Raw genomic sequence first — 14133 nt, 5'->3', positions numbered from 1 at the left:
AGGGGCTACCCGCCCCACAGGCATTCCGCATGTCCGACATCCGCGCCATCCTCACCGACATCGAGGGCACCACCAGCTCGATCGACTTCGTGAAGGACGTGCTCTTTCCCTATGCCCGCCTCCACCTGCCAGCGTATGTGGAGATGCACGGCGAGGAGCCCGAAGTCAGGCACTGGCTGCACGAAGCCGCCAAGGAAGCGGGCATCGTCGAAGCGAGCCGGACCGAGGTCATCGACCTGCTCGTCCGCTGGATCGACGTCGATCGCAAGTCAACCGCACTCAAGGCCTTGCAGGGCATGATCTGGCGCGACGGTTACGAATCCGGGGCCTACGTCTCGCACATGTACCCGGAAGTGGCCGGTCGCCTGAAGTCGTGGCACGAGCAGGGCCTGAAGCTCTACGTGTACTCGTCCGGCTCCGTGCCGGCACAGAAGCTGCTGTTCGGCTACAGCGAGAGCGGCGACCTTACCCCGCTCTTCTCCGGCTATTTCGACACGCAGACGGGTCACAAGCGCGAGGTCGAGTCCTACCGCCGTATCGCCGAAAGCATCGGCCTGCCGCCGGAACAGATCCTGTTCCTCTCGGATATCCGCGAAGAACTCGACGCCGCCCGTTCCGCCGGCATGCGCACCACCCAGCTCATCCGCCCTCCCCAGGCCCTTAGCGATAACGGACATCCCGCCGTAGCGGACTTCGATGCCATCACGCCCTGACTACGCCCGCCGCCGCACGGCGATCCAGATCCTCACCGCCTTTGCGGCCGGTGTCCTGCTCACTCTGGGCGTGCTCCTCCACGCGTACCCCGGCTGGCTGAGGGCCGTTCCGGCGCCCGCCCCGATCCCTTCCGCACCGGAAGAAAAACCGGCCGCGCCGTCCTCGAGCGGCAATGCCGCCACGGCGGACCAGGGCGCCGTGGACGTGGACATGATGGACGGCTGGCCCGATGACGCGCCCACGCCGGAACAGGTGTTCACCGCGCAACCGGAGGCGATGCGCCGGGCCATCGGCGCACTCGCACCGCGCACCCCCGGCAGGACGAACGTGTATGCCGTCGCGTTCGGCGCCGACGCCACCGAGGATGTGTTCCGCAACGAGGCCGAATACGTCGACGCGCTGATGACCACGCGCTTCGGCAGTCCGGACCACACGCTCGTGCTCGAGAACAACCCGGCGACGCTTTCAAGACGCCCCCTGGCGAGCTGGACCAACCTGGAAGCGGCGCTGGACGGCCTCGCCAAGGTGATGGACCCCAGCCAGGACGTGCTCCTGCTCTACCTCGCCACCCATGGCGGAAACGACCATTCGCTGCTGGTCGACATGGATCCAATCCCGCTCGACCAGATCGATCCCGACGGCCTGGCCGACATCCTCGCCAAGCGGCCCTTCCGCTGGAAGGTCGTGGTCGTGAACGCCTGCTATTCCGGCGGATACGTTCCGAAGTTGCGCGGCCCCGGGACGCTCGTGCTCACCTCGGCGCGCAAGGATCGCACTTCGTTCGGCTGCGGAGCGGATTCGGACATCACCTACTTCGGCCGCGCCTGGCTCGCCGACGGCTTGAACGCCACGCCGGATTTCGTCGAGGCGTTCGGCAAGGCCCGGGCCGAGATCGCGGCATGGGAAAAGCGCGATTCGCTCGAACCCTCCGAGCCGCAGATCGATGTGGGGACCGGGATCAAGGACAAGCTGGAAGCCTGGAGGCAACAGGCCCGCATCGGCCCCGCGGTGCCCTTCAAGGCCGCGAACTAGCGCTGCGGGGCGCGTTGCGCGCGCTGTAGGAGCGCGCAACGCGCGCGACAGCTTTTCGCGAAGAGCCACAGGCCTGCTGTTCACAGCCTCCGGAAAGCAACAGGCCCTGCTGTTCACGGCCTCAAAAGCTGTCGCGCGCAAGGCGCGCTCCTACAACGCGCGCTCCTACAGCGAGGTGTCGAGGGAGAAGCGGTCGGCGTCCATCCAGGCCGGGAAGCGCTCGCGATGTGCCTTCAACGGGGCCGGGTCGAGCACCATCGTCACCACCTGCTCCTGCGCGCCCAGTTCCACCAGGGGCTCGCCCACCGGGTCGATGACCGCGCTGTCGCCGGCGTACGGCAGGTCGTTGCCGTCCACGCCCACGCGGTTCACGCCGATCACATACGCCAGGTTCTCGATCGCCCGCGCGCGCAGCAGCGTGCGCCAGGGCTGGCGACGCGGTGCCGGCCAGTTCGCCACGAACAGGGCGAGGTCGTAGTCCATGCCGCCCGCCGCTTCCTCGCGGCGCCCATTGCGCAGCCACACCGGGAAACGCAGGTCGTAGCAGACCTGCGGCAGGATGCGCCAACCCTTCAGTTCCACGATAAGACGCTCGTTGCCGCCGCCGTAGCGCGTGTGCTCTCCGGCCATGCGGAACAGATGACGCTTGTCGTACCAGGCCATGCTGCCGTCGGGCGACGCCCAGATCAGGCGGTTATAGACGGTGTCGCCCTCGCGGATCACCAGGCTGCCGGTGAGCGTCGCATTCACCTCGCCGGCGAGCGCGCGCATCCACGCGACGCTCTGGCCATCCATCGTCTCGGCGTTTGCCAGCGTGTCGTTGGTGAAGCCGGAAAGGAAAGTTTCCGGCAGCACGATGAGGTCACTGGGCGCGGCGCCACGTACGAGGCGGCCGTAATATTCACGATTGCCAGCCGCGTCGTGCCAGCGGGTGGCGCCCTGGATGAGGGAAACGGTCAGAGTTTGCACAGGAGCTCCGCGGCGGCTTCCATGGTGGCATCGTTCTTGGCGAAGCACAGACGCACCAGACGCGTGTCCGGTGCGGTTTCGTAGAACGGGCTGAGCGGAATGGCCGCGACGCCGCCTTCGCGGACCAGCCACTCGCTGAAGTTGATGTCGTCCACGTCGCGGATGGCGCTGTAATCCACGAGCTGGAAATAACCGCCCGGCACGTCCAGCAGCTTCAGGCGCGACGGCGCGATCAGTGCGCGGAAGCGGTCGCGCTTGGCCTGATAGAAAGCCGGCAACTGGAGGTAATGCTCCGGCGTGGACTCCAGGAACTCCGCGAACGCCCACTGCGCCGGATTGAACGTGCAGAAGGTGAGGTACTGGTGCACCTTTCGGAATTCGGCGGTCAGCGCCTTGGGCGCGACCGCGTAACCCACCTTCCAGCCGGTGCAATGATAGGTCTTGCCGAACGAGGACACGACGATGCTGCGAGCGGCCAGCTCCTCGTGGCGGAGCACGCTCTGATGCTCCTGTCCGTCGAACACGATGTGCTCGTAAACCTCGTCGGACAACACCACGATGGATGTGTTGCGCACGATCGCCGCCAGTTCGTCAAGGTCCGCGCGGGACAGCACGGCGCCGGACGGGTTATGCGGCGAGTTGATGAGGATCATCCGCGTGCGCGGCGTGATCGCCTCGCGCACGCGCTGCCAGTCGATCGCGAACTCGGGCAAGGTCAGCGGGAGGTGCACGGCGGTGGCGCCCTGCAGTTCGATCGCCGGCTCATAGCTGTCGTAGCACGGGTCGAAGACGATCACCTCGTCGCCGGCGCGCACCACCGCGGCGATGGCCGAGAACAAGGCTTCGGTGGCACCGGACGTGACCGTGATCTCGGTATCCGGGCTGACCCGATGGCCGTAGAGGCGCTCCGTCTTGACGGCGATCTGCTCGCGCAGCTTCGCGATGCCCACGCCGGGGGCGTATTGGTTCTTGCCTTCCGCCATGGCGCGGGTGATCGCTTCGCGCAGCGCTTCCGGCGGTTCGAAATCGGGAAAACCCTGACCCAGGTTCACTGCCTTGTGCTCCAGCGCCAGTTGACTCATGACGCTGAAGATCGTGGTGCCGACCTTGGGAAGCTTGGTTTCGAGCTGCATCGACCGCCCTTACTCGTTTGGACGGCCAAATGCCGCCGAGGATTCCGATCCTACCATGCGCGAGCGGCGGAGCGATGCCGCAAGATCCGGATTCGCCGCGACCTTTTCGCAGTCCTTGTGGAACTCGGCCTGGGCCTTGGCGAGGCGCTCGGCCAGGAAGTCCACGAAGCTGCGCACGGCCGGCAGCAGGCCGCGGCGGCTGGGGTAGACGAAGTGCAGCGTGCCTTGCGCGGTGGTGTATTCGGGCATCACCCATTCCAGGTCGCCATTGGCGATCAGCGGACCGCAATAATCTTCGGGCAGCAAGGCCACACCGCAACATTGCACGGCCGCCGCGATCAACATGATGAAGTCGCCGCTCACCAGGCGGGGCGTCACTTCCACCGCAGACTTCTTGCCCTCGCGGTCCACCAGTTCCCAGACCTGCGCGCCTTCATGCTCGAACATCGACAGCGCCGGCAGCTTCGCCAGTTGTTCCAGCGTCTCCGGCCGGCCGTTCGAATCCAGGAACTTCGGGCTGGCCACCAGCAGGCTCCGCGCATAACCGATGCTGCGCAGGACCAGCGTGGCATCGGTGTCGAGCTTCTCGCGCACGCGGATGGCGATGTCGTAGCCCTCGCCGATGAGATCCACCCGGCGATTGGTGGCGGTCACGCGCACCTGCACTTTCGGATGCTGGAGCAGGAAGGCCGGAAGCATGGGGCCGAGCACGTTCTGCGCGATCGAAACCGGGCAGCTCACCCGGATGACGCCGCGGGGTTCCGTACGCAGTTCGTCCACGGCGTCCTGCGCCGCCCGCGCTTCTTCCAGTACCGCCCGGCAGTGCTGGTAGAAGCGCTCGCCGATCTCCGTGACCACGAAGCGGCGGGTGGTGCGCTGGAGCAGGCGAACGCCCAACCGATCCTCGAGCTGGGCGATCCGCTTGCTCAGGCGGGACTTGGGGATGCCCAGGGCCCGTCCCGCGGCGGAAAACCCGCCGTGTTCGACCACCGAGGCGAAGAAATACAGATCGTTGAGGTCCTGCAAGGCGCCGTCCATCGGGAATATCCGTCGTTTCGTCTACGAAACAATCAGTCTACTCCAAGCCGACTAATCATGGGATTGTCCGCGGCGTATCGTTTTCCCATGCCGCTACGGCGGCCCATCAACGAGGGAACACCCATGAAACTCCTGCATGTCGATGCCAGCGCCCTGGGCGCCCACTCCGTGTCGCGCAGCCTGACGGCTGCCGTCGTGGCGGAGTTCGTTCGCAACCATCCGGGGATCGAGGTGACCTATCGCGACCTGCACGAAAAGCCGCTTGCCCCCTGGGGTCTTCCGGCCGGCGAGGACGATCCGAACGCGATCGAAGGCGCGAAGGTTCTTGAGGAATTCCTGACGGCGGACGTCGTGGTCGTGGGTGCGCCGATGTACAACTTCGGCATCTCCAGCACGTTGAAGGCCTGGATCGACCGCATCGCCGTGGCCGGCAAGACCTTCCGCTACACCTCCGCCGGCCCGGAAGGCCTCGCGGGCGGCAAGCGCGTGATCATCGCGTCTTCGCGCGGCGGCATCTACGCACCGGGCAGCCCGGCGGCGGCCATGGATTTCCAGGAGCCCTACCTGCGCGCCATGTTCAACTTCTTCGGCGTCAGCGACATCGAATTCGTGCGCGCCGAGGGTGTGGCGATGGGTGACGATCACAAGAACAACGCGATCGGCGGTGCGATGGCCGGTATCGGCGGCCTGCTGCGCAAGGCTGCGTAACAGGATGGCGCGGTGGGAGCCGTCCGGCTCTCACCGCGCCGCCGCCACGTCGTTACGGGGAATTCTGTTTTCCCGGCTTCTCCTTGGGCATGTTCTGGTCTTCCTGCGGATGCCCTTCTCCCGGAAGCTTGGGTTTACCGTGGGAAGGTTTCGGATTGTCTTCCCGGTAGCCCGGGGTCTGCTGCTTGCCGTCGTTCGTCACGAGATCACCTCCGTTCGCTCAGGCTCGCTGCTGGCATTCGGCGTGGCCGCACGCGCAGGCACCGCCCTCATTCTGGCTTTCCGATACCAGGCGGCAACTCTCACTGCAAAAATCCTGCGATACCTGGACCTGACAATTGCAGCCGTCGTGGTCGCAGGGCTTGTACGTTTCGTTCATGCTTCCGCTCCGTGCTGTGATGCAGGGGAGCGTGCGCGGCACGCCGTCTATTTTTCGTTACCGGCCGGCGAAGCATCCTGAACGTCGGTGGCGGCCCACCCGTGCGCATGGACCAGCAAGCCGCTGAGGCTGCGCACGTCCTGCAGGTTGTGCTCCGCGACCCGCACGAGGTTCGCCGACGATCCGCCGCGCAGATAGGTAAGCCACGCGCGCGGCGCCTCCGATCCCGGCAGGTCGTCCTCGCGCACGATGCGCAACAAGTTGCGCTCTGCCGTCTGCATGCGGCAGTTCTCCCACGCGCTGCGATAACGGCGGCGCATGGGATGGAGCAAGTCGACGTGAAGCAGACCCTTCAGCGGGTTCTCGAGCCGGGCGAGCCGATAGCGCGTCGCCAGCAAAGGCGCGTCGTAGGACTTGCCGTTGTAGCTGACCAGGACCGTGTCCGCGCCGATCCATTCGCCGAAGGCGCGCAGCATCGCGGACTCCGCCGCCATGGTGGTGATGTAGAGCTGGCGGACGCGCAGCGTGCCGTCATGCCAGTCGGCCGCGCCGATCATGAAGGCGCGCGTGCCCGTACCTCCCGCAAGACCGGTCGTTTCGGTGTCGAAGTGCAGCAGGCGTTGGCGACGTGCCGTCGTCAGCCTGGCAAAGCTCAGGTCGAATTCGGCAGGCGGTTCGGGCCAGGCAAAGCCCTGTTCGAGGTAGCGCAGGCCGGGGGCGATTTCCTCGCCGGGGACTTCGCGGGTGTGCGGGCGCGTGGGCGCGCGCGGTTGGGCAATGCGCTCGCGGACACCGGCCATGCGGCGAAGAACTGCGAGATTTGGCCCGCGCGCAGTGACTGGCGGCACCGAGCTGGAGACTGCGAGCCCTGGCGAGGTGACTGTAGGAGCGAGCCCTGGCGAGGTGACTGTAGGAGCGAGCCCTGCTCGCGACGCCGTTGAGGCCGTGAGCCCAGGCCCTCGTATATCGGGTACGCCTGTAACTCCTCGCGAAAAGATGTCGCGAGCGGGGCTCGCTCCTACAGGGGCCTTGGTGCCGGCCTGGGAGCGAAGCAGGGCCAGACGGGAGGCAAGCTTGCTCATGCCGCGGCGGCACCGAGCAGGCGCAGTACGCGGCTGGCGAGCGCGCGTGGGGTTTCCTCCCGGCCTTCATCCGCCGCCAGGACAGGACCGACGCAGCCGGGACAACCCGCCTTGCACGCGCAGCCTTCCACCGTCGCCAATGCATGCCCCAGCAGCTCCGGGGCACGCTGGAACAGCGGCTCGCTCAGGCCCACGCCACCGGGGAAGTTGTCGTACAGGTAGACCGTAGGCAGGAAGCGTTCCAGCGCGTCGGGAAGGGCCACCCCGCCATCGGCCCCACGCAGCTGCCCGCGCCCCGCGGCATCCACCTGCGCCGACCAGCCGCCGTCACCGGAACCCACCGCCTTCTGCAGATCCCGCGGCTCCGCCATCACCGCGACCACCGCCGCCGTATGCAGCGCGTACGCGGCGCCGAGGAAACCGTCCAACGCGTGCTGACGCGACCGGAATGCCTCGTCGAGCACCGTTTGCGGCAGTTGCCACCACACGGCCGTGGTATGCAGCTCCTGGTCCGGCAGGTTCACCGGCCCGTAGCCGATGTTCTCGTGGGTGTAGTAGCGGATCTTCTTGTACCCGGACACCCGGCGTACGACGTGGACCTCGCCATGCCTCGCGCTGCCCTTGCCGGCGTTCATGCCGTCGAAACACTCCAGTTCCTTGAGCTTCGTGTAATCGATGGCGTCGGTGTAGTAGTCGACACGCGTGCGCGTGCAGTAGGCTTTCCGGCCATCCCAGTCGAGCTTCTCCACCTGGTACGGCACCGACTGGATCATGTGGATCGCGCCCTCGTAAAGCGTGAGCGCCGCCGCCGAATAATCGACCTCGGCGATGATCGTCTGCCTTCCCTCGGTACGGTCGACCACCACGAAGTTGCCGTCGGCGACCGAACGCAGGCTCACCGCGTTCGCCGGATAGCTGTCCGCGATCCATTCCCAGCGATCTCCCTCGCGGTGCAGCACCTCGGATTCCGCGAGCACCTGCAGGTAATCGCCGGCATCGTCGGGTCCGAAGCGGTCGCCGGCGAGAAAGGGCAGTTCGAACGCCGCGCAGCGGATATGGTCGAGCAGGATCAGCGGCTGGTCGGGCTGGATCCGTGCGTGCTCCGGGCTTGCCTCGGTGAGGAACGAAGGATGGCGCATCAGGTACTGGTCCAGCGGGGCGCTGCTCGCCACCAGCACGCCCAGCGAAGGCTGCTGCCTCCGCCCTGCCCGGCCGAAGCGCTGCCAGGTGGCGGCGATCGAGCCGGGATAGCCATTGAGCACCACGGCGTCCAGGCTGCCAATGTCCACGCCGAGCTCGAGGGCCGAGGTGGAAACGATACCGTCCACGTTACCCGCGCGCATGTCGCGCTCCACCTCGCGCCGTTCCGTGGGCAGGTAGCCGCCGCGGTAGGCGCGGATGCGCGCTGGCTTGCGCGTATCGTGGTCGAACACGTCCTTGAGGTACTTGGTGAGCACCTCGACCATGAGGCGCGACTGGGCGAAGACGAGCGTTTTCATCTTCGCCTTGATCGCCACGCGCGCGATCAGGCTGGTCTGCGACCGCGCCGATGCGCGCAGGCCGAGGTCGGGGTTGATCACCGGCGGGTTCCACAAGAGCACGTGCTTGTCACCGCTCGGTGCGCCGCTGCGACTGATCGTGACCACCTCGTCCTCGATCAGCGCCTCGGCATGCTCGGTGGCATTGCCTATCGTGGCCGAACAGAGCACGAACTGCGGCCGCACCCCGTAGAAGGCGCAGATGCGCTTCAGCCGGCGCAACACGTTGGCGAGGTGCGAACCGAACACGCCGCGGTACGTATGGATCTCATCGATCACCACGTAGCGCAGGTTCTCGAAGAACTGCGCCCATTTCGTGTGGTGTGGAAGGATCGCCTGGTGCAGCATGTCCGGATTGCTGACCACCACGTCGCCATGCAGGCGGATGGCCTGCCTCGCATCGCCCGGGGTATCGCCGTCGAAGGTGAAGGCCTTCACGCCGAGGTCGCCCGCGCGGTTGATGTCGAGCAGTTCGGCCACCTGGTCCTGCGCCAGCGCCTTGGTCGGGAAGAGGTAGAGCGCCTTGGCGCCGGCTTCGATTACTGACGACAGCACCGGCATCGTGTAGCACAGCGTCTTGCCCGACGCCGTCGGCGTGGCCACCAGCACGTTCCTGCCCGCGCGCGCAGCCTGCCAGGCCTCCTCCTGATGGCTGTAGAGGCGCTCGATGCCTCTCGCGGCGAGAGCGCGGGAGAGGCCGGCGGGCATGTCGTCCGGCACGGGCGCGAAGACGCCCTCGCGGCCGAACACCGTGAAGGCCGAACAGACACGATCGCCGTACTTGTCGGTGAGGCGGTGCGCCAGCGTCTGCCCGTCGTGACGTGTCGCCAGGACCGCATCGGAATCGTCCGGGCGAAGGGCTTGAAGATAGGCGGCCATGGGAGCGGTCGGGCAGCGGAGGGGCGCCCGTTATCCCGCCCGGCCGTCTCAGATCCTGCGACGGCCCCTGGGACGGAGTGTCCCTAGGTCACCTCGCTGCCGGCGTCGGCATCGGCGTCGGCGTCGTCGATATCGGCGAAGTGCCAGACCCCCGACTCGTCCTCCACCTTGATGTCCACGGCCTGCCCCGGCTGGTTGCGAATGGCCGCGGTCAGCGCCAGCGCGTGCCGGATCGCCTCCTCGCGCGTCGGAAACTGCCCGACGAGCTCGGCATTGCGCCGCAGGCTCCATTGCCCGCGGGACGATGCATTGAACGGTACGTAGAGGATCGTGCGCTGCAAGGAAAGCCGCTCCGCGTGGGAAGGCCCCCTTGGCCTTCGTCTACTCGAAGCTAGGGGTGGCGCCGTCGCGGCTGCGTAATGGCGGAGTCGCCGGTGCGGTCACGTCAACTGGGGCAGGCAAGGCCGCGCGTCGGCCAGCCAGTCGGCATGGCGCGCGCCTTTCTCCATGGCGGCGTCCACCGCGGCGCGTTCGTCCGGGAATTCGTCGAGCAGGGTGATCATCTCGAAGCCCCCCGGTCCCGCATGGCCCACGAGTTCGACGATGTAGGCGGCTTTCCAGACGCCGGCGGGAGTCTTCAGGGTACGCGCTTCCACCGAATACAGACCAACGGTACGTCGATGCATACAGCCCCCTGCATGGCTCCACGGCGACGCCCGATTCTTGCGCCGTCGCCGTGGGAATGACAAGTGGCTCAGGTTTTCGGCGCCCCGGCCGCGTCAAGGCCGGAGCCATCGGCGGGAATCGTGAAGTTCTTCGTCTCGCCCTGCCCCACGCTTGCATCGACATCCACGCGGTCGGCGCTGCAGGCGCCGTGCGGCATGATCCCGAGCTTGCGGCTGCCGGAGGGCACATGGAGGACCAGTTGCTGGCCGATCTCCATGTCGGCGACGACCTGATCGTCCACATAGATGGCGCTGGAGCAGCCGGCGCCCCAGAGGCCCTGTTCGCGCACGATGTTCAGCGTGGCATCGCCTTTGCCCGGGTCCTGCAAGGCAAACACGGTACTGGAAGGCACGTCGTGGATACCCACGTGGCGTTCGTTCTGGGTGGCGCAGCCGGCGAGCAGGACCAGAGCGGCAATGGCGAGATGACGCATGAGGAGACTCCTATAAGACAGGGAAAGCATTCGTTCCGCCATGTCGACGACGGGTGAAACGGCGCCCTTCGGCGTGGGCTCCACCCACATCTCATCCCTCAGGATAAACTGCGCCCATGACCGCCGAACGCCTCCCGCAACCGACCGCCCTCGTCTTCGACCGCGCCCATATGGTGGCCGAGACCATCGCGATGGTCCTTGGCGATGCCGGTTATGCCGCGCACGCCGCCGTCACCTACCGCGACGCCAAGCGCGCCTTTCACGAATTGCCGGAATTGTCCCTTCTGGTCATCCACGCGGACACGCCGGGCGAACGTCGCGGCACTGCCTTGCTTCAGGCGGCGCTGCGCGAACGGCCCGCCACGGCGATGGTGGTCGTCTCCAGCCGCCTTCCGGAAGATCTTGAACCCTTTCCTCGGTCGGCGGTGTTCCTGGAAAAGCCTTTCGACCGCGCCGAACTGCTTGAGGCGATCGCGCGGGCCCGGGCCGCGCGTCCTGGCGACTGACGCCAAGGGGCCGGGAGCGGGCCCGGTATTCCCGGATCAGAGGCAGGAAATCGCCTCGTCGCGGAATCGACCGTCGTAGTCCGGGTTGTCCTTGCCGGGCTTCTGGATCTCGTACATCACCACCTGGGCACCCGACCCGCTGGCGGTCACGTCGAGGCGTTCGTGCTTGCCGCCGTCGTTCGCGGTCACGCGGCCCTTGTCGTCCTTGGCCTCGCCCTTGGCACCCTTGGCCAGGGCCTGCCACTTCGGCTCCACGCACTGCACATAGGCCGTCACGCTCTTGCCCGTCTTGCTGCTGAGCTTGGGCAGGGTATCGGTCATGCCACTGGTGGCGCAGCCGGCGAGGACGGTGCAGGCGGCGATCGCAAGAACGTGTTTCATGCTGGATTCCACGGTGAGGTTCCGGGAATTCTAGCGCGAGGAAGCGTTTCTGCGATCAGCTGCCCGCGCGACTGGCCACGCTCGCCTCGGCCTTCGCCAACTGGCCATTGGCGCACTTGAGGTAGTGGGAAGAGGAAAGCCAGCGCTTGTCCGGGTAGTAGGAGAACACCATCTGCCCGCCCTTGAGGGCGTCGATGAGCTGGTGTGCGATCGCGGTGCGTACCGCCGGGCAGCCCCAGCTGCGACCGATCCGGCCCGCGACCTTGGCCATTGCTGCGTTCACGTAAGCCGCGCCGTGGATCACGATGGCCCGCGCCATCGCCTGGTCGTTCACCCCCGGCTCCAGGCCGTTCATGCGCAGGGAATAGCCGTTCTTTCCGGTATAGGTATCGGACGTGCGGAAGAGCCCGAGGCTGGATGCGAGGCTGTTCGGTGCGTTGGAAAATTGGGTGGAGTTGGCATCGCCGCTGTTCTTCCCATGCGCCACGAGCTCCTGGAACAGCAGCTTCCGGTTCACGGTATCGAACACCCACAGGCGCGGTTCCGACGACGGTTTCGAATAGTCGATCACCGCGAGCCGATCGGACGGTTGCCCGCTCTGGGTCTGCGCGCATTCGGCAGCTTTCACGGCCAGGCCGATCACCTTCGGGTCCGCCGAAGGCGCCAGCCGCGCCAGTGCGTCGCCGAGCGAGTCGGAGGCATGTGCCGGGAGGGAGAGGAAGAACAAGGCGCCAAGGGCAAGCGCCGACGCAGGGTGCGTCCGGAGCGATCGGATCATGCGACCAGCCATGTATGCATCAGCGGGCATCCTAACCCGCTGGTCATTTACTGACCACAACATCGTCACATCCGTGCCCTTCAGATATGTGAAAACGAGGAACCGATAGGCCGGAGCTATGGGAAAGACAGTCCGGAAACTCGCGGCGCGCCTTGCCGTGGCGGCTCTGCCCGCCATGGCGCCCGCCCAGGACCTGCCGCCGCCGGCATCCGCAGCGGCGCCTCCGCCGATCGTCGCCCCGGCCACGGCAGCCAGCGCGCCGGCTCCGCCTGCCAGCGACGATCCGGTCGCCCAGGCGATCTTCGCCCGGCTCCAGCAGATGACCCCGCTGGGCGGCGGCCCGTTGCCACGCCGCGAGGCGGCGATCGGCAAGGCGCTCGGCGACTTCTACGCCCAACGCCAGTACACCGCGGCCTGGTCGGACGAAACCAATGTCCGGCAGTTGCTGGCCGGACTGGCCTCTATGGCCAACGACGGGCTGCTGCCGGAGGACTACCACCTCTCCGATCTTCGCCTCACGGCGGAGGCGCTGAAGGATCCGGATCTGTCGCCGGCGGCACGCGCGGAATTCGACGTTTCGGCCACGAGCGCGTACATCGCCGCGCTTGTCCAGCTGGCGCGCGGCAAGGTCGACCCCCTCCGTCTCGATCCGGTCTGGAACTTCGATCCGGCTGCCATCGATCCTCAGCAAGGCATGAGCATGCTGCAGACCTCCATCGAGGAACGCACCGTCGACCAGGCCTTCGCGATGGCGCGTCCGCAGAATCCGCTTTACGCGAAACTGCGGGACGCGCTCGCCCAGCTTCGCGCGACGGCCGCGGCGGGAGGCTGGCCTGCCGTCCCCGAGGGTCCGACGCTGACGCCCGGCATGAAGGACGCACGAGTCAGCGCCTTGCGCGCGCGGCTCGTCGCCGACGGTTATCTCGATCCCACACTGGCCCAGGGCGAGCGCTACGACAACCCGCTCCGGGACGCCGTCCGGCGGTTCCAGGCCGACCAGTACCTCGACGCCGACGGCAATGTGGGCAGCGACACGCTGGCCGCGCTGAACGTGCCTGTCGACGTGCGCATTGGCCAGGTTCGCGCCAATCTGGAACGCGCCCGCTGGTTGCTGCATGCGTTGCAAGGCACCTTCGTCGTCGTGGACGTGGCCGGTTACAAGATCAGCTACTACCGCGACGGGCAACCCATCTGGAAGTCGCGCGTGCAGGTCGGCAAGCCCTACCGCAGCACGCCGATCTTCCGCTCGCAGATCACCTACGTCACCTTCAATCCCACCTGGACCATCCCGCCGACGATCCTCAAGAACGACATCCTGCCGAAGATCCGGCAGAACCCCTCGTATCTCGCCAACAACCGCATCCGGGTGCTGGATCGCAGCGGCAACGTCATTCGCGCCTCGAGCGTGAATTGGGCCCACCCGCGCGGGGTCACGCTGCGACAGGACGCCGGGCCTGGCAATTCGCTGGGCCAGGTCGTCATCCGCTTTCCGAACTCCTTCGCCGTGTACCTGCACGACACGCCACACCAGGATTTGTTCGAAAAGGCGCGCCGCGACACGAGCTCCGGCTGCATCCGCGTCGAGCACCCGCTGGAGCTGGTGGAACTGCTGTTCAACGACCCCGAGAAATGGAGCCGGCAGACCATCGACGAGCGGATCGCCATGAAGACGACACAGAACGTGACGCTGCCCACGGCGATCCCGGTATTGCTCGCTTACTGGACCGTCGACATCGGCGACGACGGCAAGCTTGCGTACAAGCCCGATGTCTACCAGCGCGACGGCGCGCTGCTGGCCGCTCTCGACAAACCGCAGCCGCTGCGTACGCCATGAACA

General features: G+C 66.7%; 16 protein-coding genes. 5 read left to right on the top strand and 11 right to left on the bottom strand.

The window, feature by feature from the left end:
- Window positions 1–29: 29 nt before the first annotated feature.
- Both mtnC and ACR9ZH_RS01415 read left to right on the top strand, forming a co-directional pair.
- Window positions 30–713, top strand: a complete 684-nt coding sequence (mtnC, locus tag ACR9ZH_RS01420) for an acireductone synthase (protein WP_481288975.1) — start codon at window positions 30–32, stop codon at window positions 711–713.
- Window positions 697–1746 (top strand): C13 family peptidase, encoded by a 1050-nt coding sequence (locus ACR9ZH_RS01415; RefSeq protein WP_481288974.1) that lies wholly within the window; start codon window positions 697–699, stop codon window positions 1744–1746. The genes mtnC and ACR9ZH_RS01415 overlap by 17 nt, the downstream gene beginning before the upstream one ends.
- A 165-nt stretch (window positions 1747–1911) precedes the next feature.
- On the opposite strand, the gene ACR9ZH_RS01410 is transcribed toward ACR9ZH_RS01415, so the two are convergent.
- The 3 genes from ACR9ZH_RS01410 to ACR9ZH_RS01400 are packed head-to-tail and all read right to left on the bottom strand — an operon-like array spanning window position 1912 to window position 4886.
- Window positions 1912–2715 (bottom strand): amidohydrolase, encoded by an 804-nt coding sequence (locus ACR9ZH_RS01410; RefSeq protein ID WP_481288973.1) that lies wholly within the window; start codon window positions 2713–2715, stop codon window positions 1912–1914.
- Entirely contained in the window at window positions 2703–3848 is a 1146-nt protein-coding gene (locus tag ACR9ZH_RS01405; RefSeq protein ID WP_481288972.1) for a pyridoxal phosphate-dependent aminotransferase, read from the bottom strand. Before ACR9ZH_RS01405 ends, ACR9ZH_RS01410 begins: the two co-directional genes overlap by 13 nt.
- A gap of 9 nt (window positions 3849–3857) precedes the next feature.
- Entirely contained in the window at window positions 3858–4886 is a 1029-nt protein-coding gene (locus ACR9ZH_RS01400) for a LysR substrate-binding domain-containing protein (RefSeq protein WP_481288971.1), read from the bottom strand.
- 123 nt (window positions 4887–5009) lie between these two features.
- On the opposite strand from ACR9ZH_RS01400, the gene ACR9ZH_RS01395 reads away from it, so the two are divergent.
- Window positions 5010–5594, top strand: a complete 585-nt coding sequence (locus tag ACR9ZH_RS01395) for an FMN-dependent NADH-azoreductase (protein WP_481288970.1) — start codon at window positions 5010–5012, stop codon at window positions 5592–5594.
- Window positions 5595–5646: 52 nt separating this feature from the next.
- On the opposite strand, the gene ACR9ZH_RS01390 is transcribed toward ACR9ZH_RS01395, so the two are convergent.
- The 6 genes from ACR9ZH_RS01390 to ACR9ZH_RS01365 all read right to left on the bottom strand — a co-directional run bounded on the left by ACR9ZH_RS01390 (window position 5647) and on the right by ACR9ZH_RS01365 (window position 10631).
- The gene (locus ACR9ZH_RS01390) at window positions 5647–5796 is read right to left on the bottom strand and encodes a hypothetical protein (protein WP_481288969.1); all 150 of its coding nucleotides are present in this window, start codon (window positions 5794–5796) and stop codon (window positions 5647–5649) included.
- 224 nt (window positions 5797–6020) lie between these two features.
- On the bottom strand, window positions 6021–6773 hold the full coding sequence (locus ACR9ZH_RS01385) for a ribonuclease H-like domain-containing protein (RefSeq protein WP_481288968.1): 753 nt from the start codon (window positions 6771–6773) through the stop codon (window positions 6021–6023).
- Window positions 6774–7051: 278 nt separating this feature from the next.
- Entirely contained in the window at window positions 7052–9472 is a 2421-nt protein-coding gene (locus tag ACR9ZH_RS01380) for a DEAD/DEAH box helicase (protein ID WP_481288967.1), read from the bottom strand.
- An 83-nt stretch (window positions 9473–9555) separates the two neighbouring features.
- Entirely contained in the window at window positions 9556–9813 is a 258-nt protein-coding gene (locus ACR9ZH_RS01375) for a hypothetical protein (protein ID WP_481288966.1), read from the bottom strand.
- 99 nt (window positions 9814–9912) lie between these two features.
- Window positions 9913–10158: a hypothetical protein gene (locus ACR9ZH_RS01370; RefSeq protein ID WP_481288965.1), complete on the bottom strand. Its 246-nt coding sequence runs from the start codon at window positions 10156–10158 to the stop codon at window positions 9913–9915.
- 68 nt (window positions 10159–10226) lie between these two features.
- On the bottom strand, window positions 10227–10631 hold the full coding sequence (locus tag ACR9ZH_RS01365; protein ID WP_481288964.1) for a hypothetical protein: 405 nt from the start codon (window positions 10629–10631) through the stop codon (window positions 10227–10229).
- 116 nt (window positions 10632–10747) lie between these two features.
- On the opposite strand from ACR9ZH_RS01365, the gene ACR9ZH_RS01360 reads away from it, so the two are divergent.
- Window positions 10748–11137 (top strand): response regulator, encoded by a 390-nt coding sequence (locus tag ACR9ZH_RS01360; RefSeq protein ID WP_481288963.1) that lies wholly within the window; start codon window positions 10748–10750, stop codon window positions 11135–11137.
- A gap of 36 nt (window positions 11138–11173) precedes the next feature.
- On the opposite strand, the gene ACR9ZH_RS01355 is transcribed toward ACR9ZH_RS01360, so the two are convergent.
- Together ACR9ZH_RS01355 and ACR9ZH_RS01350 are read right to left on the bottom strand one after the other, a co-directional pair.
- Window positions 11174–11518, bottom strand: coding sequence for a hypothetical protein (locus tag ACR9ZH_RS01355; RefSeq protein ID WP_481288962.1), 345 nt, complete (start codon window positions 11516–11518; stop codon window positions 11174–11176).
- 55 nt (window positions 11519–11573) lie between these two features.
- Complete coding sequence (locus tag ACR9ZH_RS01350) at window positions 11574–12296, bottom strand: murein L,D-transpeptidase catalytic domain family protein (RefSeq protein WP_481288961.1); 723 nt, start codon at window positions 12294–12296, stop codon at window positions 11574–11576.
- 118 nt (window positions 12297–12414) lie between these two features.
- Here ACR9ZH_RS01350 and ACR9ZH_RS01345 point away from each other — a divergent pair, with 118 nt between their 5' ends.
- Window positions 12415–14130, top strand: coding sequence for a L,D-transpeptidase family protein (locus ACR9ZH_RS01345; RefSeq protein ID WP_481288960.1), 1716 nt, complete (start codon window positions 12415–12417; stop codon window positions 14128–14130).
- Window positions 14131–14133: the final 3 nt, after the last annotated feature.

The organism is Luteibacter sp. SVR4-7G (genome assembly GCF_056755555.1).
The sequence above is the reverse complement of the archived record's forward strand: the minus strand, read 5'-3'. Positions and strand labels throughout refer to the sequence as shown.

Bases quoted from the DNA above. Each gene is read 5' to 3' on its own strand.
- ACR9ZH_RS01360 (WP_481288963.1), top strand. From the start codon at position 10,748: ATGACCGCCGAACGCCTCCCGCAACCGACCGCCCTCGTCTTCGACCGC.
- ACR9ZH_RS01395 (WP_481288970.1), top strand. From the start codon at position 5,010: ATGAAACTCCTGCATGTCGATGCCAGCGCCCTGGGCGCCCACTCCGTG.
- ACR9ZH_RS01365 (WP_481288964.1), bottom strand. From the start codon at position 10,631: ATGCGTCATCTCGCCATTGCCGCTCTGGTCCTGCTCGCCGGCTGCGCC.
- ACR9ZH_RS01415 (WP_481288974.1), top strand. From the start codon at position 697: ATGCCATCACGCCCTGACTACGCCCGCCGCCGCACGGCGATCCAGATC.
- ACR9ZH_RS01355 (WP_481288962.1), bottom strand. From the start codon at position 11,518: ATGAAACACGTTCTTGCGATCGCCGCCTGCACCGTCCTCGCCGGCTGC.
- ACR9ZH_RS01345 (WP_481288960.1), top strand. From the start codon at position 12,415: ATGGGAAAGACAGTCCGGAAACTCGCGGCGCGCCTTGCCGTGGCGGCT.
- ACR9ZH_RS01350 (WP_481288961.1), bottom strand. From the start codon at position 12,296: ATGATCCGATCGCTCCGGACGCACCCTGCGTCGGCGCTTGCCCTTGGC.
- mtnC (WP_481288975.1), top strand. From the start codon at position 30: ATGTCCGACATCCGCGCCATCCTCACCGACATCGAGGGCACCACCAGC.
- ACR9ZH_RS01385 (WP_481288968.1), bottom strand. From the start codon at position 6,773: ATGGCCGGTGTCCGCGAGCGCATTGCCCAACCGCGCGCGCCCACGCGC.
- ACR9ZH_RS01405 (WP_481288972.1), bottom strand. From the start codon at position 3,848: ATGCAGCTCGAAACCAAGCTTCCCAAGGTCGGCACCACGATCTTCAGC.
- ACR9ZH_RS01370 (WP_481288965.1), bottom strand. From the start codon at position 10,158: ATGCATCGACGTACCGTTGGTCTGTATTCGGTGGAAGCGCGTACCCTG.
- ACR9ZH_RS01380 (WP_481288967.1), bottom strand. From the start codon at position 9,472: ATGGCCGCCTATCTTCAAGCCCTTCGCCCGGACGATTCCGATGCGGTC.
- ACR9ZH_RS01400 (WP_481288971.1), bottom strand. From the start codon at position 4,886: ATGGACGGCGCCTTGCAGGACCTCAACGATCTGTATTTCTTCGCCTCG.